The organism is Pseudomonas sp. TE3910 (genome assembly GCF_056279025.1).
The window spans coordinates 28,453-49,195 of record NZ_JBWBQN010000001.1 but is presented as its reverse complement, the minus strand read 5'-3'; the positions used below and the strand labels follow the sequence as shown (position 1 = coordinate 49,195).

The following is a 20,743-nucleotide window of genomic DNA, read 5'->3' as shown; positions in this document are numbered from 1 at the left end:
TGCACTTTTCTGGGGCACTCACCGCCAACGATTCGGCGCAAAGGCTGATAGGGCGGCTCATGTCAGCCATCCTCGACCCGACAGCCGTTTCGACAAACGGTGCATCCGCGCGATTGTCCGGTAATAAAAACCGAAAAATCGTACACATAAAAGTAAATTAACTGTGTACAATTTTCGCGCCAGAAAAGCTCGAAAGGGCCGCAACACACGCTCTGGCAAGGATCGGCGCGGATGCCATCGCGTTGCAATAACCACACGGTTTATACATACTTGCGCCGATTTTTACCCTAAAAAAACACCCAAACCGTGGAACCTTAGAATGAGCACAGCAATCAGTCCGACTGCTTATAACTATAAGGTAGTCCGCCAGTTCGCCATCATGACGGTGGTCTGGGGGATCCTTGGCATGGGGCTTGGTGTCTTCATTGCCTCGCAATTGGTATGGCCCCAGCTGAACCTGGACCTGCCCTGGACGACCTTTGGACGCCTTCGCCCGCTGCACACCAACCTGGTGATTTTCGCCTTTGGTGGATGTGCGCTGTTTGCCACCTCCTATTACGTCGTGCAGCGTACCTGCCAGACGCGACTGATCTCTGACAGCCTTGCGGCCTTCACCTTCTGGGGTTGGCAAGCCGTGATCGTCGGTGCACTCATCACCTTGCCGATGGGCTACACCACGACCAAGGAATACGCAGAGCTGGAGTGGCCGATCGCCATTCTGCTGGCCATTGTCTGGGTGACCTACGGTATTGTGTTCTTTGGCACCATCGTCAAGCGCAAGACCAAGCACATCTATGTCGGTAACTGGTTCTACGGCGCCTTCATCGTGGTCACCGCGATGCTGCACATCGTCAACCACATGTCGTTGCCGGTCAGCCTGTTCAAGTCCTACTCGGCTTACTCCGGCGCCACCGATGCAATGATCCAGTGGTGGTACGGCCACAACGCCGTGGGCTTCTTCCTGACCACCGGCTTCCTGGGCATGATGTACTACTTCGTACCCAAGCAGGCCGAGCGTCCGATCTACTCCTATCGCCTGTCGATCGTGCACTTCTGGGCGCTGATCACCCTGTACATCTGGGCCGGCCCGCACCACCTGCACTACACCGCCCTGCCAGACTGGGCCCAATCGCTGGGCATGGCCATGTCGATCATCCTGCTGGCACCAAGCTGGGGCGGCATGATCAACGGCATGATGACCCTGTCGGGCGCTTGGCATAAGCTGCGCACCGACCCGATCCTGCGCTTCCTGGTGGTATCGCTGGCGTTCTACGGCATGTCGACCTTCGAAGGCCCGATGATGGCCATCAAGACCGTCAACTCGCTGTCGCACTACACCGACTGGACCATCGGCCACGTACACGCCGGCGCTCTGGGCTGGGTAGCGATGATCTCCATCGGCGCCCTGTACCACCTGATTCCGAAGGTCTACGGTCGCGAGCAGATGCACAGCATCGGCCTGATCAACGCCCACTTCTGGCTGGCCACTATCGGTACCGTGCTGTACATCGCCTCGATGTGGGTCAACGGTATCACCCAGGGCCTGATGTGGCGTGCAATCAACGATGACGGCACCCTCACCTACTCCTTCGTCGAAGCGCTGCAAGCCAGCCACCCGGGCTTCATCGTCCGTGCACTGGGCGGTGCGTTCTTCGCCTCCGGCATGCTGCTGATGGCGTACAACGTCTACCGTACCGTACGCGCCTCGAAGCCGGCAGAAGCTGAAGCCGCCGCTCAGATCGTAGTTGGAGCTCACTGATGAAGCACGAAGTAGTCGAGAAGAATATCGGCCTGCTGGCCTTCTTCATGGTCATCGCCGTCAGTATCGGCGGCCTGACCCAGATCGTCCCGCTGTTCTTCCAGGACGTCACCAACAAGCCGGTCGAAGGCATGAAGCCGCGCACCGCGCTGGAACTGGAAGGCCGTGATGTATACATCGCCAACGGCTGTGTCGGCTGCCACTCGCAGATGATCCGCCCGTTCCGTGCTGAAACCGAGCGCTACGGCCACTACTCGGTTGCCGGTGAAAGCGTCTGGGATCACCCGTTCCTGTGGGGTTCCAAGCGTACCGGCCCGGACCTGGCCCGTGTTGGCGGTCGCTACTCCGACGACTGGCACCGTGCGCACCTGTACAACCCGCGCAACGTCGTGCCTGAGTCGAAGATGCCTTCCTACCCATGGCTGGTAGAGAACAAGCTCGACGGCAAGGAAACCGCCAAGAAGATGGAAGTCCTGCGCACCCTGGGCGTGCCGTACACCGACGAAGACATCGCCGGTGCCCGCGACGCGGTCAAGGGCAAGACTGAAATGGACGCCCTGGTTGCCTACCTGCAAGGGCTGGGCACCATCATCAAAAGCAAACGGTGACCTTGATGGATATCGGGATGATTCGTGGCCTGGGCACCGTCGTGGTGATGGTGGCCTTCATTGGCCTGGCGTTGTGGGTATTCAGTTCTCGACGCAAGTCTGAGTTCGACGAAGCGACCTTGCTGCCTTTCGCGGATGATCCCGAGGCCATCAAGCACGTCGAGCAAGCGCAAGCGAGAGCTTCTAGGAGTAACAACGAATGACTACCTTCTGGAGTCTGTACGTCACCGTTTTGAGTCTGGGCACCATCTTCGCCCTGACCTGGCTGCTGCTGTCCACCCGCAAGGGCCAGCGCAGCGAAGCCACCGATGAAACCGTGGGCCACTCCTTCGATGGTATCGAGGAGTACGACAACCCACTGCCGAAATGGTGGTTCATGCTGTTCGTCGGCACCATCATCTTTGCCCTGGGCTACCTGGTGCTTTACCCAGGCCTGGGCAACTGGAAAGGCATGTTGCCAGGTTATCAGTACCTGGATAACGACAAGAAAACCGAGTTCGCCAACGGCCAGCCTGGCTGGACCGGCGTTCACGAGTGGGAAAAGGAAATGGCGCGCTCGGATGCCAAGTTTGGGCCTATCTTCGCCAAATTTGCTGCCATGCCGATTGAGGAAGTCGCCAAGGATCCGCAAGCACTGAAAATGGGTGGCCGCCTGTTCGCCTCCAACTGCTCGGTGTGCCACGGTTCCGACGCGAAGGGCTCCTACGGTTTCCCGAACCTGACCGACAACGACTGGCGCTGGGGCGGCGAGCCGGAAACCATCAAGACCACCATCATGGCCGGTCGTCATGGTGTGATGCCTGCCTGGGCTGAAGTGATTGGCGAGCAAGGCGTAGCCGACGTGGCGGCCTTTGTCCTGACCAACCTCGATGGCCGTACCCTGCCAGAAGGCGCGAAAGCCGATCCGGCCAACGGCCAGAAGCTCTTCGCTGCCAACTGCGTGGCGTGCCACGGGCCTGAAGGCAAAGGTACCCCGGCCATGGGCGCACCGAACCTGACTCACCCACAGGCGTTCATCTACGGTTCGAGCTTTGCTCAACTGCAGCAGACCATCCGTTATGGCCGTCAGGGCCAGATGCCTGCCCAGCAGGACCTGCAGGGTAACGACAAGGTTCACCTGCTGGCAGCCTACGTCTACAGCCTGTCGCACCAAGCCGACAAGGCGACCGACGCGAAGTAATTCGATCGGCTGAAAGAAGCCCCGCCAGCCTGCGCTGACGGGGCTTTTTTACACCCATTAGGCCGTGACGGATTCCGCGATCACCGGCTTCGTGACCTGCGTCAATTGACACATGCCATTACACTATCGCAAAGCTTTACCCAACGCGGCCAAAAGTCGCACCCCTCCCCCGTAATGCCAGTACAGGCGTATCATGCGCCCTAGAGCATCAAGCTTTTGACTGCGGCCTGCATGTACGGGTCGTGGCACTTTTCCACTGCCGTGGGACTCAATGATGAGCAACCAGATTCCGGTACACGACGTCACACCGCCTGCCAAGAAAGCCGACAACAGCGTCGACCTCTATGCCTCTCGTGACAAAATCTATACCCGCGCTTTCACCGGCCTGTTCCGCAACCTGCGGATGGTTGGCGGCGCAGTCCTGTTCGTGCTCTATTTCGGCACCGTCTGGCTGAACTGGGGCAACCACCAGGCCGTCTGGTGGAACCTGCCCGAGCGCAAGTTCTACATCTTTGGCGCGACCATCTGGCCGCAGGATTTCATCCTGCTTTCTGGCCTGTTGATCGTGGCGGCCTTCGGCCTGTTCTTCATCACCGTCTTCGCCGGCCGGGTGTGGTGTGGCTACACCTGCCCGCAAAGTGTCTGGACCTGGGTCTTCATGTGGTGCGAAAAGGTCACCGAAGGCGACCGCAACCAGCGCATGAAACTCGACAAGGCCCCGATGAGCGGCAACAAATTCCTGCGCAAACTGGCCAAACACAGCCTGTGGCTGCTGATCGGTTTTGTCACCGGGATGACCTTCGTCGGCTACTTCTCGCCGATCCGCGATCTGGCGGTAGAGTTCTTCACCGGCCAGGCCGATGGCTGGGCCTACTTCTGGGTGGGTTTCTTCACCCTGGCCACCTACGGCAACGCCGGCTGGCTGCGCGAGCAGGTGTGCATCTACATGTGCCCGTACGCCCGCTTCCAGAGCGTCATGTTCGACAAGGACACCCTGATCGTCTCCTACGACCCGCGCCGGGGCGAAGCCCGTGGCCCGCGTAAAAAGGATATCGACTACAAGGCCAAAGGCCTGGGTGACTGCATCGACTGCACCATGTGCGTTCAAGTGTGCCCGACCGGCATTGATATCCGTGACGGCCTGCAGATCGAGTGCATCGGCTGTGCCGCCTGTATCGACGCCTGCGACACCATCATGGACAAGATGAACTACCCACGCGGGCTGATCAGCTACACCACCGAGCACAACCTGTCGGGGCAGAAAACCCACATGGTGCGCCCACGCCTGATCGGCTACGCCATTGTGCTGTTGACCATGATCGGCCTGCTGACCAGCGCCTTCGTCATGCGTTCGCTGGTTGGCTTCGATGTCAGCAAAGACCGCGTCCTGTACCGTGAAAACGCCCAGGGCCGGATCGAAAACGTCTACAGCCTGAAAGTCATGAACAAGGACCAGCGCGACCACGTGTACGTGCTCGATGCCGTCGGCCTGCCAGGCCTCAAGCTTGAAGCCGTGCGTGAAGTCAGCGTCGCTGCCGGCGATATCGTCAGCCTGCCCGTGCAACTGTCGATGGCACCGGAACAACTGCCCTCGACCACCAACGAAGTCACCTTCATCCTGCGCGACGCCGATGACAGCAACGTCCAGGTTGAAGCCAAGAGCCGATTCATCGGCCCGCAAATTCGATAAGAGAGTCTGCCAATGCGTTCAGCAACTGCCGCAAGCCCCTGGTACAAGCACCTCTGGCCCTGGATCATCATTGGCATTCTGGCCACATCGGTGACCCTCAGCCTGACCATGGTTGGCATCGCGGTAAACAACCCGGACAACCTGGTCAACGACAACTACTACGAGGCCGGCAAAGGCATCAACCGCTCACTCGACCGCGAGTTGCTGGCGCAGACGCTCAAGCTCAAGGCCAGCGTGCACCTGGACGAGCTCACCGGCGAAGTCGACCTGCGCCTGCAGGGCGACAGCCAGCCGCAACGCCTGGAGCTGAACCTGATCTCGCCAACGCAGCCCGAGAAAGACCGCAAGATTGAGCTGGTACGCAGTGAAAGTGAACCCGGCCGCTACCTTGGCCAGCTCAATGACAAGGTAGAAGGTCGGCGTTTCGTGGAATTGCTGGGCAGCCAGGACGAGCACGTCTGGCGCCTGTTCGAGGAAGAGCAGGTCGGCCACGACAAAACCCTGGTACTGGGCGATGAAGCCCTTCAGGGCGCCGAACACCTGGAACAATGAGTTTCGCCATCATCGCTGGCACGCTCGGCCCCTGCGGGGGTCGCCTGTGCCCGTCCTGAACTGCCTGCGATAGACACCATGACCAGCCCCACCCCCTGCTACCACTGCGCCCTGCCCGTCCCTGGCGGCAGCCACTTCACCGCTGTGGTACTGGGTGAACCGCGCCAGTTCTGCTGCCCGGGCTGCCAGGCAGTCGCCGAAGCCATCGTCGCCGGCAACCTGGAAAGCTACTACCAGCACCGCAGCGAAGCCAGCGCCAACCCTGATGCACTGCCCCTGCAACTGGTCGATGAACTGGCCCTGTACGACCGTCCCGACGTCCAGAAACCATTCGTGCGCCACACCGGCGAACAGGCCGAGACCACCCTGCTGATCGAGGGCATCAGTTGCGCCGCCTGTGGCTGGCTGATCGAAAAGCACCTGCGCAACCTGCCCGGCGTGGCCGAAGCCCGGCTGAACCTGTCGAATCACCGCCTGCAAGTGCACTGGAGCGACAGCCAACTCCCGCTGTCAAAAATGCTCGCCGAACTGCGCCAGATCGGCTACGCCGCGCACCCCTACCAGGCCGACCGCGCCGCCGAGCAACTGGCCAATGAAAACCGTACAGCCCTGCGCCAACTGGGCGTTGCCGGGCTGCTGTGGTTCCAGGCGATGATGGCAACCATGGCCACCTGGCCGGAGTTCAACATTGACCTCAGCCCGGAACTGCACACCATCCTGCGTTGGGTGGCGATGTTCCTGACCACCCCGATTGTCTTCTACAGCTGTGCGCCGTTCTTCCGCGGCGCCGCCCGTGATCTACGTACACGCCACCTGACCATGGACGTCTCGGTGTCACTGGCCATTGGCCTGGCCTACGGCGCCGGTATCTGGACGGCCATCACCGGCAGTGGCGAGCTGTACTTCGACGCGGTCGGCATGTTCGCCCTGTTCCTGCTGGCCGGCCGCTACCTGGAGCGGCGGGCCCGCGAACGAACCGCAGCGGCTACCGCGCAACTGGTCAACCTGCTCCCGGCTTCCTGCCTGCGCCTGGACGCACAGGGCAGCAGTGAACGCATCCTGCTCAGCGAACTGCACGTGGGTGACCGCGTGCTGGTCCACCCGGGCGCCGTGCTGCCCGCCGATGGGCGCATCCTTGACGGCCAGTCCAGCGTCGATGAATCGCTGCTCACCGGCGAGTACCTGCCACAACCGCGCCAACCCGGCGATGCCGTGACCGCCGGTACCCTGAACGTGGAAAGCGTGCTCACCGTCGAGGTACAGGCACTGGGCCATGACACCCGGCTGTCTGCCATTGTCCGCCTGCTGGAGCGGGCGCAGTCGGAAAAGCCCCGGCTGGCGGTGATCGCCGACCGCGCCTCACAGTGGTTCCTGCTGTTCACCCTGATCGCTTCGGTTGCAATCGGCCTGCTCTGGTGGCAACTGGATGCCGACCGGGCCTTCTGGATCGTGCTGGCCATGCTGGTTGCCACCTGCCCGTGCGCCCTGTCGCTGGCCACCCCCACGGCACTCACCGCCGCCACCGGCACCCTGCACAAGCTGGGCCTGCTGCTCACCCGCGGCCATGTGCTGGAAGGCCTGAACCAGATCGACACCGTGATCTTCGACAAGACCGGCACCCTGACCGAAGGCCGCCTGACCCTGCGCAGCATTCGCCCACTCGGCAACGCCGACGCCGATCACTGCCTGAAACTGGCGGCCGCCCTCGAAAACCGCTCCGAGCACCCGATTGCCCGCGCCTTCGGTCGCGTCCAACACGTCGCTGACGAAGTCCAGGCCTCACCCGGCCTCGGCCTTGAGGGCCAGGTTGACGGGCAGCGGCTGCGCATCGGTCAGCCCGCCTTTGTTTGTGCCCTCAGCGACAGTACCGTGCCGTCGATGCCCAATGAGGCCGGGCAATGGCTGCTGCTCGGCGACACCCAGGGCCCGCTGGCCTGGTTTGGCCTGGACGACCGCCTGCGCCATGACGCCAGCGACCTGGTGGCGGCGTGCAAGGCCCGCGGCTGGAAAACCCTGCTGCTCTCCGGGGACAGCTCCCCCATGGTCGCCAGCGTCGCGGCAGAACTGAACATCGACCTGGCCATCGGCGGCCTGCGCCCGGACGACAAACTGGAGAAGCTCAAGGCATTGCAAAACGAAGGGCACAAAGTGCTGATGCTCGGCGACGGCGTCAACGACGTGCCGGTGCTGGCAGCCGCCGACATCAGCATTGCCATGGGCTCCGCCACCGACCTGGCCAAGACCAGCGCCGATGCGGTGTTGCTGTCCAATCGGCTGGACGCACTGGTGCATGCCTTCGCCCTGGCCCGGCGCACCCGCCGCATTATTATCGAGAACCTGCTCTGGGCAAGCCTGTACAATGGCCTGATGCTGCCGTTCGCGGCACTGGGCTGGATCACACCGGTCTGGGCGGCGGTCGGCATGTCGATCAGCTCATTGATCGTGGTGCTCAACGCACTGCGCCTGACCCGCGTCGCCGGTGATTCGGCCCAGGCCGCGCCTGCCACCTCTCGCCCCGCGACGGCCTGACCAGGAGATTTCCATGCCCGCGCTCTATGTCATGATTCCTGCTGCGCTGCTGATCGTTGCCATCGCCGTGTACATTTTTTTCTGGGCGGTCGACAGCGGCCAGTATGACGACCTCGAAGGCCCAGCCCACAGCATCCTGTTCGACGACCAGGACCCAAAACACCAGGCGGCGGTAGACACCACGCAAGCGACTCAAAAAACCGCCAGCCCCGACGACGAAGGCGCCCCACCCCGTGGCTGACCTGCTGCCCCTGCTGAGTTCGGCGCTGATTCTGGGTTTGCTCGGCGGCGGCCATTGCCTGGGCATGTGCGGCGGCCTGATGGGCGCCCTGACCCTGGCGATCCCGCAGGAGCAACGCAGCCGCCGCCTGCGCCTGCTGCTGGCCTACAACCTGGGCCGCATCCTCAGTTATGCCACCGCCGGCCTGCTGCTCGGCCTGGCAGGCTGGGCACTGGGCAATAGCCCGCTCGCCACCGGCATGCGCGTCGTGGCGGCACTGCTGCTGATTGCCATGGGCTTGTACCTGGCAGGGTGGTGGAGCGGCCTCACCCGTATCGAAGGCCTTGGCCGAGGCCTGTGGCGGCATATCCAGCCGATTGCCAACCGCCTGCTGCCGGTGTCCAGCGCGCCACGCGCCCTGCTGCTCGGCGCGCTTTGGGGCTGGTTGCCGTGCGGCCTGGTCTACAGCACCCTGCTGTGGGCCGCCAGCCAGGGCAATGCCCTCGACAGCGCCCTGCTGATGCTCGCCTTCGGCCTCGGCACCTGGCCGGTCCTGCTAGCCACCGGCCTTGCCGCCGAACGCACCCGCGCAGTACTGCGTAAACGGGGCGTGCGCATCGCGGGCGGCCTGCTGGTGATCCTCTTCGGCCTCTGGACCCTGCCCGGCCCGCACCAGCATTGGCTGATGGGCCACTGAAGCGGCGTTGATGCAAATCAACACCCTGTTGCGAATCGCTCCCTAGACTTCAAACATTGCCGCATCTCTAGGGACTGCCTCCATGCTCGACGTACTTCGTTGGGACTCTGACCTGATTCGCCGTTACGATCTGGCAGGCCCACGCTACACCTCCTATCCAACTGCCGTGCAACTGCACAGCCAGGTGGGCGCCTTCGACCTGCTGCACGCCCTGCGTGACAGCCGTCGAGCGGTGCGCCCGCTGTCGCTGTATGTGCATGTGCCCTTCTGCGCCAATATTTGCTACTACTGCGCCTGCAACAAAGTCATCACCAAAGACCGTGGTCGCGCCCAGCCCTACCTGCAGCGCCTGGAGCAGGAAATCCAGCTGATTGCCTGCCACCTCGACCCTAACCAACAGGTCGAGCAGTTGCACCTGGGGGGCGGTACTCCCACCTTCCTCAGCCACGAAGAACTGCGCCAGCTCATGGCTCACCTGCGCAAGCACTTCAACTTGCTCGACGACGACTCCGGCGACTACGGCATCGAAATCGACCCGCGCGAAGCCGACTGGTCGACCATGGGCCTGCTGCGCGAACTGGGCTTCAACCGCGTCAGCCTTGGCGTACAAGACCTCGACCCGCAAGTACAGCGGGCCATCAACCGCCTGCAAAGCCTGGAGCAAACCCGTGCGATCATGGAGGCCGCACGTACCCTGCAGTTCCGTTCAGTCAACCTCGACCTGATCTACGGCCTGCCCAAGCAGACCCCGGAAGGTTTTGCCCGCACGGTCGAGGAAGTGATCAAACTGCAACCAGACCGGCTCTCGGTGTTCAACTACGCACACCTGCCCGAGCGCTTCATGCCGCAACGGCGGATCGACGCCAACGACCTCCCCGCCCCTGCGGCCAAACTCGAGATGCTGCACAACACCATCGAACAGCTCACCGCTGCGGGCTACCGCTACATTGGCATGGACCACTTCGCCCTGCCGGACGACGAACTGGCCATCGCCCAGGAAGAATCGACCTTGCAGCGCAACTTCCAGGGTTACACCACCCACGGGCACTGCGACCTGATTGGCCTGGGTGTTTCGGCGATCAGCCAGATCGGCGACCTGTACTGCCAGAACAGCAGCGACCTGAACGAATACCAGAACAGCCTGACCCTGTCACAACTGGCCACCAGCCGCGGGCTGATCTGCAACCAGGACGACCGCGTGCGCCGCGCCGTGATCCAGCAGTTGATCTGCCATTTCGAGCTGAAGTTCGAGACCATCGAACAAGCATTCACCCTCGACTTTCGCGGCTACTTCAAGGACCAATGGCCGGCACTGGAAGGCATGGCCAAGGACGGCCTGATCAGCCTCGACGCCCAAGGCATCACGGTACTGCCAGCGGGCCGCTTGCTGGTGCGCTCGGTGTGCATGGTCTTCGACGCCTACCTGGACCTGCACAACCGCCAGCGTTTCTCGCGGGTCATTTGACGATGAGTGGCCACAGACACCGATCAACAGCCTGTATAGCGCGCTGGCTTCAGGGAATTTGCTGAGTTACCCTTATGGCTTATGTGTGCTTTACCACAAGGACTGATGAAATGTCTGAGCCAGTTAAACAACGCGCTCACAACCAAGCCCATTGCAAGGATTGCAGCCTGGCGCCCCTGTGTCTCCCCCTGTCACTCAACATGGAAGACATGGACGCACTGGACGACATCGTCAAACGCGGGCGTCCGTTGAAGAAAGGCGAGTTTCTGTTTCGACAGGGCGAAAACTTCGGCTCGGTCTATGCCGTACGCTCAGGCGCACTGAAGACCTTCAGCCTGAGCGACAGCGGCGAAGAACAGATCACCGGCTTCCACCTCCCCAGTGAGCTGGTCGGGCTTTCCGGCATGGACACCGAGGCCTATCCGGTATCAGCCCAGGCCCAGGAAACCACATCGGTGTGCGAGATTCCCTTTGAGCGCCTGGACGAACTCTCGGTACAACTGCCGCAATTGCGTCGCCAGTTGATGCGCGTCATGAGCCGGGAAATTCGTGACGACCAGCAAATGATGCTGCTGCTGTCGAAGAAAACCGCCGACGAGCGTATCGCCACTTTCCTGGTCAACCTGTCGGCGCGCTTCCGTGCTCGCGGCTACTCGGCCAACCAGTTCCGCCTGAGCATGTCGCGCAACGAAATCGGCAACTACCTGGGCCTGGCGGTGGAAACCGTGTCCCGGGTGTTTACCCGCTTCCAGCAGAACGGCCTGATCGAAGCCGAAGGCAAGGAAGTGCGCATCGTGGACCCGATCCAGCTGTGTGCCCTGGCGGGCGGCGCCCTGGAAGGCTGAACACCGCGTATAAGCGGGTATACTGATGGGCATTTGTTCCTCAGGATACCCGCACCATGCCCAGCGACACTTTCAACCTCAAGGCCTTGATCCGCCCGGTAATGGACTTCCCCAAGCCCGGCGTCGTGTTTCGCGACATCACCCCGCTGTTTCAATCGCCCCGAGGCCTGCGCCATGTCGCCGACGCCTTTATCGAACGCTACGTCGAAGCTGAGTTCAGCCATATCGGCGCCATGGATGCGCGTGGCTTTCTGATCGGCGCGATCATTGCCCACCAGTTGAACAAACCGCTGATACTGTTCCGCAAGCAAGGCAAACTGCCTGCAGATGTGCTGACCGAAGGCTACCAGACCGAATACGGCGAAGCCTTTCTGGAAGTGCATGCCGACAGCCTGTGCGAAGGTGACTCGGTACTGATCTTCGACGACCTGATCGCCACGGGTGGCACGCTGCTGGCCGCGGCCAACCTGATACGCCGCACCGGCGCCCAGGTGTTTGAAGCCGCAGCGATCATTGACCTGCCCGAACTGGGCGGCTCACAGCGCCTGCAGGCGGCGGGCATTCCGACGTTCTGCCTGACCACCTTCTCCCTGAGCGAACAGTAGCCAAGACACCGTCGCAGGCAAGCCTGTTGCCACAGGAGCCCGGGCAGCAGGCTGCCTGCGATACCGTTATCCGCACACATCCAGTGCCATTGATATAACCCCCGTACCCCATCGTCCATCTACTTTGAATCATGACTTCCAAGGAGATAGACATGGACCGTCCAAGCGCCCATCGCCTTCGGCGGGGCAGGTTTTCCGAACCTGGCAGGCTGTATCTGTTGACCAGCGTCACAGAGCATCGAACACCTATCCTCACAGACCTGAGGCTCGCACGACTGTTGGTCGCTGAGTTCCGCCATGCACAACAGGCAAGCACTGCGCGATCACTCGCCTGGGTGGTAATGCCCGATCACTTCCATTGGCTGATGGAACTGCGACAGACAACCTTGAGCAGTGTGATGCGGCAGCTCAAATCGCGAAGCACCTGCGCAATAAACAAGGCCTGCCTACGTTCGGGCCGGCTATGGCAAGCAGGCTTCCATGACCGCGCGTTACGCCACGAAGAAGATGTTCGGGCCATTGCCCGCTATATCATCGCCAACCCCACTGCGCGCCGGGCTGGTTCAAAAAATTGGCGACTACCCTCACTGGGATGCCGCCTGGCTCTGAACCACTGAATGCCTGTGATGGCTAGTGACTGCATCGCGGGCAAGCCCGGCTCCTACAGCTGGCGCAGACCCTGTTGGAGCTGGCTTACCTGCGATGGCCTCGGTGGGGTGCCAGCGAGTTCGCGGCGTCTGTATCGCGGGCAAGACCCAATCCCACAGCTGGCGCGGGCTCTGTTGGAGCAGGCTTGCCTGCGATGGCGTCGGTGAGGTACCAGTGAGTGCGCGGCGTCCGTATCGCGGGCAAGCCCGGCTCCTACAGGTTGCGCGGGCCCTGTTGGAGCTGGCTTGCCTGCGATGGCGTCGGTGGGGTACCAGTGAGTGCGATGCTTTTCGTACAGCGACTAAAGCGAGATTGGTTTACGTCCGGCGAACGAATGCGCCAAGGTACCGCCGTCGACCAGTTCCAGCTCACCACCCAGCGGCACGCCATGGGCAATGCGCGATGCGACGACGCCTTTGTCAGCCAGCAACTGGGCGATGTAATGCGCAGTCGCCTCCCCTTCCACCGTCGGGTTGGTGGCCAGGATCACTTCACGCACGCTGCTCTGCTCGGCAATGCGGGCCATCAACTGCGGGATGCCGATAGCCTCAGGGCCCAAACCGTCGAGCGGCGACAAATGGCCCTTGAGCACAAAGTAACGCCCCCGATAACCGGTCTGCTCCACCGCATACACGTCCATCGGCCCTTCAACCACACACAGCAGGCTGTCGTCACGACGCGGGTCGGCACATTGTGGGCAGAGCTCTTGCTCGGTCAGGGTTCGGCATTGGCGGCAATGCCCAACCCCATCCATGGCCTGGCTTAGTGCCAACGCCAGGCGCGCACCGCCACTGCGGTCACGCTCCAGCAAGTGCAGCGCCATACGCTGCGCCGTTTTCTGGCCGACACCCGGCAAGGTACGCAAGGCGTCGATCAACTGTCGGATGAGTGGGCTGAAGCTCATGGGAAAAGGCCTGAACGCGACTAAACGCGGTTTATACCCGGCTGCCGGGGTGGCGTCAAATCCACGGCAACGCCCCCCGCCACCCTGCCCAAGGGTTACTTAGCGTTCGATTTCGGTCTTTTTCTCGCCTTCGATCAGGTCGAAGGCATAGCTGCGCCCGCCGGTTTTATCGAACTCAAGCACAGCCCCTGGCAGCAAACGGTGCACAACAGCCGAGGCGCAGTTCTTGCCCTTGCTTTCACAGGCACGGAAACGGTCCAGTTCCACGGTTGCATTACCATTGTTACGCACCACCAGCTTGCCCTGGCGCTCATCTATATCGACCTTGAACTGGGTGTTCGTTGGGCGTACGTAGAACAGCGAACCGAAACCCGCCATGACCTGAACACCGGCTTCCAGGCTGTCCTTGTAGTCCTTGGCACCGTCGGCATTCACCTCAAAGCCATCACCAACCTCAGGCACCACGGGGTTGAAGCGCAGGCGGTAGTAGCGCTCGCGGTCGCGCTCACCCCGGTACAGCAAACGCACCGACTGCATGCCAGAGGCCGGGATAATCAACCGAGCGGGGCTTACCACCAGTGAGCGGCTGGCACTGTCCTGGCCATCGAGGGACACTTCACGGAACTTGCCGTCCGGCCCACGCACCAGCTCCCAGACGCTGACCTTGACGAACGCCGTGGAAGTGCCGCCATTGTAGATACGCTTGACCTGAGTGGTCTTGGAGGCATCGAGATAATCGTTCAGGGCGCCGATGTTCAGGCGTGGCATCGCTTGGGCAGCCCAGGGTTGCAACAACAGCGCAGCGGCAATGATCAGTAGTTTTTTCATGGCATAAACCCTTGTTAATGGTATTTGGAAACAACCAACTAACCGGCATGCAATGATCCCTAACCGGCGAGGCAGATTCTTCCAAACAAACAGCCGCGGACATACCGGGCTATTCCGCTAGAGGTGTAGGACTATTCCTACCAAGGGCACTACCAAAGACACTGCCAAACCACACATCCCAAGCTCAGCGCCCGGCGCCACATCACTCACAAGGGTGTTTCAAAGATCAGATTGACAAACCCCTGATAATGCCCGGGCGCATAGGGCCCGTCAGCGGCAGAGATCTGCACCGGCATGTACGCCTGCACGCTGCTGTCGGCGGCCGAAAGCACCTCTTGAGCGATCAGGTTCAGCTCTCTGCCGTTCACCTTCACAGTGAGTGGAATTGAATCCGAACCACTGGTAATCACCGGCTGCTGGACCAGCCTGGCCTGGATGCCCCCCGAAACGCTCTTGGCGATATAGCGCTTGGTCAACGGCCGCAGGCGCTGCTGCATCACGTTATAGCTCAGCGCCTGGCTGCGCTGGTCCCAACCGCCTTCAGCTTGGACATAAAACTCCTGCGACGGAACCTGAACAATGACCTCAACCTGTTTCCGAATATCCACTGCCATTGCACTGCCCGCGACGAGCAATGCTAACGGGATAGCCAAGTACTTTTTCATATTAGGCTCGCTAAAAAATTCTCAGATACAGGCCCGACAATGCCAACGCACCTGGGGTTACCTGCCCAAGGCCACTGCATAACCGGCCAACAACACACACTCAGCCTTTAAGCGCGTAGGGTTTAAGGGCCTCGCCTTCGCGCAGCTCGAACTGGTACGTGCGCCCGGCCTGCTTGGTGAACTCACGCACCTTCCCGGGCCGCACATGGTAGGTATACGGGGCAGTACACTGCTCGCCCTTGCTGTCACAGTCCTTGAACGACTCCAACACCACCGACGCCGTACCGTTGTTACGCACCCGGAACATACGCGGCTGGTCATCCAGCACCGTGGCATAGCGGACGTTACGCGGTGCCACCAGCAGTACCGTGCCAAAGCCCTTGAGCACACTGACGTCCGCTGCAAGGGTTTTCTGGTACTGGGCCGCCTCTTCCTTGCTCAGGGCAAACTCATCCTCGCCTTTGGGCAACACCGGCTTGAAGCGCAGACGAAAGTAGCGCTCCACCGTCCGGTCACCGCGAAACAGCAGGCGTACGTTCTGCATACCCTGGGCCGGAATGATCAACCGCGAAGGCGTTGCCACCAGCGCCCGTTGCCCGCTGTCCTGGCCATCCAGCGGGGTTTCCTTGACCTTATCGTCGTGATCGAAATGCATCTCGGCCACCGACACGCTGACAAAGGCCGTTGAGCTGCCGATGTTGTTCAAGCGCTTTTGCATCGTGCTGCGCTCTGCGCCCAGGTAGTCATACAACGTGCCGACGTAAAGCTCGGGCATGGCCTGCGCCACACAGGCCTGGCCAAGCAGCAGCGCTGCCCACAACTGACGTTTGATCATTACCATTACGCTCCTCTTGAGCCGCCTCACCTCGCACCCCAGGTGCTAGAGCAAGGCATCGAACACCACCGTGACATTCCCCCGGTAGGTGTCTCCCGGGTTTGCCACCATCGCTGCCGCTTCACCAGGGGCCGTCGCAAAATGTAGCGCCCCGGGCTGGTTGAACACCGGCGTCACCGTCTCGACACGCAGCGGCATCGTGCGCCCGGTCGGGATCGGGTGGCGCTCTACCGCCTGCCCGTTATGGAGCTGAAGGCCCCCGGGCAGCGACATCTTTATATCCAACGCGGCAGTATGGTTATTGCGGGGGTTTCGAACACCACATAAGAGGCCGACTGGGTACTCACACTCCATGAAAACAGACATCGGCCCGGTTTTGGTAATCCGGAACGGCAGGTCGCGCACCAACTTCTCGGGCGCAGGCCCGCCATTCAGCCAGCGCATCCAGCCACCGGGCGGCTCGAGAATGACCTTGTCGGAGTTGGCCGGGAACTGCAGTTCGAAGGCGTGTCGTACATCGAGTTCGAATTTGATTTTCAGGCTATTGGTATTGAGGTTTGTGACGTTATTACCGAGAGCAATTTCACCATTCTCGCCAACAGTGTAATTTACCTCACCCGTATAGATACCTGCTGGCAATGAAAGTGGGTTAGGGGCGATCATGCTGTAACCAACAGAAAACTCTGAAATATCCGCAACAGCCCTAAGCCCCTCAGCGTCCCGATCAGAACCCGCGTGACAACCAGTGGGAGCATCAGGATTATTAATACGCCACAGATTAACAGCCCAAGTACCATTACTAAGAGCCGGCTCCAATACTCCACACCCCCCAAAGACATACGCCCCATAATTCGAGGGTAATCCGAGGCCACTTCTTTTTACTAAATACACACTGGACGACGTGAACGAAAAATTCAATTGAACAGGAGGCCCACCAGCCACAGAAACGTCGACAAGCCGACTTCTCGGAAGCAGCACATAAAATTTGTCTCTCTCATTTGGGGCCCACGTCACCGTTTCTTTAGTGTAATTAATACCTAAATCAATGGATTTTCCATCCTCCCCCTGACATGGAGCATAAGACGGCCAACGACTACAAAACCCACTAATCGGCGTCGTATTCTTAAACCGCGTATTCGTCGTAGAAGGCCGGTACTCCGCCGTAATCGTCACCTCGGATGCCGCCGCAACCTCGGCGCCACCCAGCAGCGCCAGCGAAAGCGCCGCCAGGCGCATTGTTTTCATCGGTTTCATACCGACCTCTCCATCGTCGTTGTCGTCAAGGTTAGCCACGCTTGGCGCTTGGCGCCTTGGCCGGTTCTGCCGCTGCCAGCCGCTCGGGCGTGCAGGTCTGGTCGCCGACCAGCAACACATCGTGCTCACGCTCGTAGCGGTCTTTGTCCAGGCGCAGGAAGCACTGCTGGCCACCTTTGTGCCGCACTTCCAGCGTAGGCGTGGACTCGCTCATTTCCACCGAGAAGAACCCATCGGCCTCACTGACACTGCGGCTGGCATGGTTGATTACCATCGCGCCACGCAGCGGCTCGCCGCTCTTGTCGAGCAACCGGCCGATCACGGTCACGGTGCGCATGATCCGCACTTTCTGGTATGCCACACCGCCCTTGTTCAGGTGGTAGCTGGCCGAGGCCGGCTGGATTACCGCCGCAGGCGCCGCATCGCCGTTGAAGTCGAACTGCAGGTTGCCGGACTTGTACGCCGACACCGGGACCAGGTTGCGCCCCGGTTTAAGGGTGCTGGCCAAGCCCTGTTGGTCGTAGGCCTGCATTTCCAGGTCGGTGAAGTCGGACTCGACATCCACCACCATGGCCGACTGCATCAGGCCGGTGTCGCCGGTCATGGCCACTGAGCCGCCACCAATGCCCACGGTGCTTTGCAGGTTCAGGCCGCCACTCAGTTCGTTGTTGAACGATGAGGTTTGCAGGTGGGCAGAACCGGACATGGCACGGCCTTGCAGCTCTGCACTGGAACCAACGCCCACGCCGAAGCTGTCGGCGTTGAGGGTACCGGTCACGCTGCGCAGCACGCCGTGGTCGAGTTGCTGCTGATAGCTGAGCGAGGCGTTGTGCTCGCGGCTGCCGTCACGGCCAGTGCGGCTGCCAAGGCTGCCATAGGCACGGCTGCCATCGCTGCCCAGGCTCATGGTCAGGCTGACATCGACGCCGCGGTTACGCGCCCCACCGCTGCTGGCACTGCCGGGGCGGTCGAACACCGAGAAACGCCAGGTCGCATCCGAACCCATGACCATGCCACGGCGCACCCAGGACAAGTCGACACCCACACCCGAGTTGGCACCAGTGCTGTGGTTAACCCGCAGGTTGGCGCTGTTCTTGTCGTCCAGGCGCTGCTGCAGGCTGAGCGAATTCTGTTGCGTTTCACGCACTTCACGCTTGGCACGGCTGTTCAGGCGGTCTACCGAGTTACCGGTGGTGGTCTCTATCCAGGAACGGCTGTGGCTGAGGACCACGCTGCCGCCTTTGTGGGCATAGATGCTTTGCAGGTCGTAGCCATTGCCCTGGTTTTCGGTGTGATGCAGGTTACCGTACAGCTTGACGTTGTCTTTGATGTCCCAATCCAGCGAGGTGCCGTACTGCATGGCGTCGTTGACTCGCTCGGTAGAAAGCCCCAGCACGGCACGTGGGTGCAGCAGGTAGTTGGCCATCACCCCGGCGCCCAGGCTTTTCGCCCGGTCATCCTGCCAATTGCTCAACAGGTCCTGGCTTTGCCCCAGGTAGGCGTTGTAGCGCCAGCGCTGATCGGGGTTCGACCAGTTGCGTGGCTTGTACACGAACTCTTCGCTACGCGAGGTGATCTCGCCATCTTCAATCAGGCGCACTTCCACTTCATAGATACCCCCCGGCAGGCTGCGCGTGTCGAGGGTTTGCAGGCCTGGTTGCACGGCCTGGGTGTAAATCAACGAGCCATCACGGTACACCTCGACCGTCGCCGGGCGGTTGGGCGTGACGTAGATCGGGGTGGTGCTGGCCTGGCCGTCATTGATCACCAGGCTGTCGTTCGAGCCGAACATGAACCCTACGATGCCCTCCGGGCGACTGCCCAGGGTGTTCGGCTGACGGGTAAGCCCTTGAGCGCTCGGGGCAAAGTAGCCCAAACGGTAGAAGCGGTCATCGACCAGGCGGTCGGCGTGCAGGTCACTGACCCGGTAGCGTTGCATCTGGCCGCCGGTACCCGAACTGCGGTCCACCTGGCCACGGGCCGTGGTGGTCCACTGCCCTACACTGCCTACACCTTCCAGGGTGTAGGTGCCATGCACGTCGCGCTCACCGCCGGAAAGGTTCAACTGGTTGCGCAGCAGCACGCCGTGGCTGCCCTGCTCGGGCAAGGCATGAAAACGCGCCAGGCTGGCATCACGCTCGGCGGCCTGGGTCAGAATCGACAGCTGCGAGTTGGCCAGGCTGTAATGCAGGGCCAAGAGGCCATTGGCGCATTTTTTGGTGCAATCGCCCAACGGCTGCGGTTCGTTCAACGTGGCCAACCACTGCTGCAACACCTGCGCCGAAACCTCCGACTCGTGGGTATCGGTGTACTCAAGCAGTTGAACCTTCTCGTCACGGCTGAGCACCAGCATGGCTTCTGCCATGAAGCGGCCGTCGAGGTCGACCCGTACGGCCAGGGGTACATCAAAGAAATGATCACGAAACTCCGCCGGCAGGCCCTGGGCCTGGGTCAGCAGCGAGATTGCGCTCGAGGGCTGCTGGTTGGCCTGAGCTGTACCCAGCCCAATGCTCAACGCACCGGCCAGTGCAAGCGCTAACAAACTTTTGGCGTACGGAAAAGTTGTCATGATCATCTCTCGGGCAATAAGTCCCCGGCTCGCGCAAAAACAAGCGCGAACGATTAAAGATGGGGAGGTTTAAACGGGAAAAGCGCAATAGCAGCCTGGGGGCACGAGGGGGAACACAATACCCCCAGGCATTCAAACTAGAGACGGTGTAGCGATTACAACTAGAACATCAAGGATCTGGAGTTTCAAACGTCATGTTGATAGTGCCACTGTAGTCACCTGGCTGATATGGACCGGCCTGAGCAGCAACATTGAACATCATGAACGACTCTGTAGCGGCAACAGGAGCCGGGATAACTTCCGTGCTGGTAGTAGTCAGTGCGATGCCGTTCAACTTAACATCAAGGCGAATGGCGTTTGCGCCGCTGTTGATTTGCGGCAAGCTGTCAAGCTTGGCGCTAATGGCGCCCTCGGTGCTCTTGGCAACATAACGTTTCTGGACGGGCATCAAAGTTCCCGGAACCGGATCGTAAGCAAGTGCTTGAGGGGCAGTATCCCAACCTGCCTCAGCCTGAACATAGAATGCACTGGTTGGAATATAAGCAGTGACATCAACTGCCTTGCTTTCCGTCTGAACAGCAAAGGCGCTACCAGCAGCGAGCATGGCGAAAGGAACAACCATAAACTTTTTCATTTGAACTCCACAGGGAATTTCGAGAAACGATGTGTTTGATGCAATCGACAGCCTTACATAAGCAAGTTTCTGTCTATGGCTTACAGCGCTTTCTGTCAGACATTCATCACTGCTAACCAATGCGCACAGTATGGCGATTGCTTTACACGCAAGATGTAGGTACTAAGCTCAGAAAATGTAGGAATATTCTTACTAAAGCCCGCGATAAGCGCATAAGCCGTGACTACACCTTTGTAGGAGCAGGCCTTGCCTACGA

The 20,743-nt window shown here is 60.7% G+C and carries 19 protein-coding genes and 1 pseudogene; 13 read left to right on the top strand and 7 right to left on the bottom strand.

Going from position 1 to position 20,743, the window contains the following annotated elements:
* Positions 1-319 precede the first annotated feature (319 nt).
* From ccoN to ACZ9H3_RS00145, 13 genes and pseudogenes are all read left to right on the top strand, one after another.
* A complete protein-coding gene (ccoN, locus tag ACZ9H3_RS00205) occupies positions 320-1,759 on the top strand; it encodes a cytochrome-c oxidase, cbb3-type subunit I (protein ID WP_099773980.1) in 1,440 nt (479 codons plus the stop codon).
* Positions 1,759-2,367 carry a cytochrome-c oxidase, cbb3-type subunit II gene (gene ccoO, locus ACZ9H3_RS00200; protein WP_065761564.1) on the top strand — a complete coding sequence of 203 codons (609 nt, stop codon included), beginning with the start codon at positions 1,759-1,761 and terminating at the stop codon, positions 2,365-2,367. Before ccoN ends, ccoO begins: the two co-directional genes overlap by 1 nt.
* 5 nt (positions 2,368-2,372) lie before the next feature.
* Positions 2,373-2,570 (top strand): CcoQ/FixQ family Cbb3-type cytochrome c oxidase assembly chaperone, encoded by a 198-nt coding sequence (locus ACZ9H3_RS00195; protein ID WP_065761563.1) that lies wholly within the window; start codon positions 2,373-2,375, stop codon positions 2,568-2,570.
* Entirely contained in the window at positions 2,567-3,547 is a 981-nt protein-coding gene (ccoP, locus tag ACZ9H3_RS00190; protein ID WP_065761562.1) for a cytochrome-c oxidase, cbb3-type subunit III, read from the top strand. Before ACZ9H3_RS00195 ends, ccoP begins: the two co-directional genes overlap by 4 nt.
* Before the next feature lie 274 nt (positions 3,548-3,821).
* Positions 3,822-5,237: a cytochrome c oxidase accessory protein CcoG gene (ccoG, locus tag ACZ9H3_RS00185; protein WP_476218917.1), complete on the top strand. Its 1,416-nt coding sequence runs from the start codon at positions 3,822-3,824 to the stop codon at positions 5,235-5,237.
* A gap of 12 nt (positions 5,238-5,249) precedes the next feature.
* Positions 5,250-5,789, top strand: a complete 540-nt coding sequence (locus ACZ9H3_RS00180) for a FixH family protein (RefSeq protein ID WP_330523897.1) — start codon at positions 5,250-5,252, stop codon at positions 5,787-5,789.
* Between the two features lie 78 nt (positions 5,790-5,867).
* Entirely contained in the window at positions 5,868-8,318 is a 2,451-nt protein-coding gene (locus ACZ9H3_RS00175; RefSeq protein WP_476218914.1) for a heavy metal translocating P-type ATPase, read from the top strand.
* Positions 8,319-8,331: 13 nt separating this feature from the next.
* Positions 8,332-8,559 (top strand): cbb3-type cytochrome oxidase assembly protein CcoS, encoded by a 228-nt coding sequence (gene ccoS / locus ACZ9H3_RS00170; RefSeq protein ID WP_330523895.1) that lies wholly within the window; start codon positions 8,332-8,334, stop codon positions 8,557-8,559.
* The gene (locus ACZ9H3_RS00165; RefSeq protein ID WP_065761557.1) at positions 8,552-9,235 is read left to right on the top strand and encodes a sulfite exporter TauE/SafE family protein; all 684 of its coding nucleotides are present in this window, start codon (positions 8,552-8,554) and stop codon (positions 9,233-9,235) included. The genes ccoS and ACZ9H3_RS00165 overlap by 8 nt, the downstream gene beginning before the upstream one ends.
* Positions 9,236-9,317: 82 nt before the next feature.
* On the top strand, positions 9,318-10,700 hold the full coding sequence (hemN, locus tag ACZ9H3_RS00160) for an oxygen-independent coproporphyrinogen III oxidase (RefSeq protein ID WP_330523893.1): 1,383 nt from the start codon (positions 9,318-9,320) through the stop codon (positions 10,698-10,700).
* Positions 10,701-10,810: 110 nt separating this feature from the next.
* Positions 10,811-11,545 carry a Crp/Fnr family transcriptional regulator FnrA gene (fnrA, locus tag ACZ9H3_RS00155; protein ID WP_330523892.1) on the top strand — a complete coding sequence of 245 codons (735 nt, stop codon included), beginning with the start codon at positions 10,811-10,813 and terminating at the stop codon, positions 11,543-11,545.
* A 56-nt stretch (positions 11,546-11,601) separates the two neighbouring features.
* Positions 11,602-12,150 (top strand): adenine phosphoribosyltransferase, encoded by a 549-nt coding sequence (locus ACZ9H3_RS00150; protein WP_065761554.1) that lies wholly within the window; start codon positions 11,602-11,604, stop codon positions 12,148-12,150.
* Between the two features lie 152 nt (positions 12,151-12,302).
* Positions 12,303-12,759 (top strand): annotated as a pseudogene (locus ACZ9H3_RS00145) (REP-associated tyrosine transposase).
* Positions 12,760-13,099: 340 nt separating this feature from the next.
* Here ACZ9H3_RS00145 and recR read toward each other — a convergent pair.
* From recR to ACZ9H3_RS00110, 7 genes are all read right to left on the bottom strand, one after another.
* Positions 13,100-13,702, bottom strand: a complete 603-nt coding sequence (gene recR, locus ACZ9H3_RS00140; RefSeq protein WP_065760962.1) for a recombination mediator RecR — start codon at positions 13,700-13,702, stop codon at positions 13,100-13,102.
* 99 nt (positions 13,703-13,801) lie between these two features.
* Positions 13,802-14,530 (bottom strand): pilus assembly protein, encoded by a 729-nt coding sequence (locus tag ACZ9H3_RS00135; protein ID WP_065760961.1) that lies wholly within the window; start codon positions 14,528-14,530, stop codon positions 13,802-13,804.
* Positions 14,531-14,736: 206 nt separating this feature from the next.
* Positions 14,737-15,195, bottom strand: a complete 459-nt coding sequence (locus tag ACZ9H3_RS00130; protein WP_099773973.1) for a CS1 type fimbrial major subunit — start codon at positions 15,193-15,195, stop codon at positions 14,737-14,739.
* Positions 15,196-15,295: 100 nt separating this feature from the next.
* Positions 15,296-16,036: a fimbrial biogenesis chaperone gene (locus ACZ9H3_RS00125; RefSeq protein ID WP_476218909.1), complete on the bottom strand. Its 741-nt coding sequence runs from the start codon at positions 16,034-16,036 to the stop codon at positions 15,296-15,298.
* A 39-nt stretch (positions 16,037-16,075) separates the two neighbouring features.
* The gene (locus ACZ9H3_RS00120) at positions 16,076-17,284 is read right to left on the bottom strand and encodes a hypothetical protein (RefSeq protein ID WP_476218907.1); all 1,209 of its coding nucleotides are present in this window, start codon (positions 17,282-17,284) and stop codon (positions 16,076-16,078) included.
* Positions 17,285-17,315: 31 nt separating this feature from the next.
* Positions 17,316-19,853, bottom strand: coding sequence for a CS1-pili formation C-terminal domain-containing protein (locus tag ACZ9H3_RS00115; protein WP_476218905.1), 2,538 nt, complete (start codon positions 19,851-19,853; stop codon positions 17,316-17,318).
* Positions 19,854-20,022: 169 nt separating this feature from the next.
* The gene (locus tag ACZ9H3_RS00110) at positions 20,023-20,487 is read right to left on the bottom strand and encodes a CS1 type fimbrial major subunit (RefSeq protein WP_476218903.1); all 465 of its coding nucleotides are present in this window, start codon (positions 20,485-20,487) and stop codon (positions 20,023-20,025) included.
* Positions 20,488-20,743: the final 256 nt, after the last annotated feature.

Bases quoted from the DNA above. Each gene is read 5' to 3' on its own strand.
- ACZ9H3_RS00120 (WP_476218907.1), bottom strand. From the start codon at position 17,284: ATGAAACCGATGAAAACAATGCGCCTGGCGGCGCTTTCGCTGGCGCTG.
- ACZ9H3_RS00130 (WP_099773973.1), bottom strand. From the start codon at position 15,195: ATGAAAAAGTACTTGGCTATCCCGTTAGCATTGCTCGTCGCGGGCAGT.
- fnrA (WP_330523892.1), top strand. From the start codon at position 10,811: ATGTCTGAGCCAGTTAAACAACGCGCTCACAACCAAGCCCATTGCAAG.
- ACZ9H3_RS00150 (WP_065761554.1), top strand. From the start codon at position 11,602: ATGCCCAGCGACACTTTCAACCTCAAGGCCTTGATCCGCCCGGTAATG.
- recR (WP_065760962.1), bottom strand. From the start codon at position 13,702: ATGAGCTTCAGCCCACTCATCCGACAGTTGATCGACGCCTTGCGTACC.
- ccoS (WP_330523895.1), top strand. From the start codon at position 8,332: ATGCCCGCGCTCTATGTCATGATTCCTGCTGCGCTGCTGATCGTTGCC.
- ACZ9H3_RS00195 (WP_065761563.1), top strand. From the start codon at position 2,373: ATGGATATCGGGATGATTCGTGGCCTGGGCACCGTCGTGGTGATGGTG.
- ACZ9H3_RS00125 (WP_476218909.1), bottom strand. From the start codon at position 16,036: ATGGTAATGATCAAACGTCAGTTGTGGGCAGCGCTGCTGCTTGGCCAG.
- hemN (WP_330523893.1), top strand. From the start codon at position 9,318: ATGCTCGACGTACTTCGTTGGGACTCTGACCTGATTCGCCGTTACGAT.
- ACZ9H3_RS00180 (WP_330523897.1), top strand. From the start codon at position 5,250: ATGCGTTCAGCAACTGCCGCAAGCCCCTGGTACAAGCACCTCTGGCCC.
- ccoG (WP_476218917.1), top strand. From the start codon at position 3,822: ATGAGCAACCAGATTCCGGTACACGACGTCACACCGCCTGCCAAGAAA.
- ACZ9H3_RS00175 (WP_476218914.1), top strand. From the start codon at position 5,868: ATGACCAGCCCCACCCCCTGCTACCACTGCGCCCTGCCCGTCCCTGGC.
- ccoN (WP_099773980.1), top strand. From the start codon at position 320: ATGAGCACAGCAATCAGTCCGACTGCTTATAACTATAAGGTAGTCCGC.
- ACZ9H3_RS00135 (WP_065760961.1), bottom strand. From the start codon at position 14,530: ATGAAAAAACTACTGATCATTGCCGCTGCGCTGTTGTTGCAACCCTGG.
- ccoP (WP_065761562.1), top strand. From the start codon at position 2,567: ATGACTACCTTCTGGAGTCTGTACGTCACCGTTTTGAGTCTGGGCACC.
- ACZ9H3_RS00115 (WP_476218905.1), bottom strand. From the start codon at position 19,853: ATGACAACTTTTCCGTACGCCAAAAGTTTGTTAGCGCTTGCACTGGCC.
- ACZ9H3_RS00110 (WP_476218903.1), bottom strand. From the start codon at position 20,487: ATGAAAAAGTTTATGGTTGTTCCTTTCGCCATGCTCGCTGCTGGTAGC.
- ccoO (WP_065761564.1), top strand. From the start codon at position 1,759: ATGAAGCACGAAGTAGTCGAGAAGAATATCGGCCTGCTGGCCTTCTTC.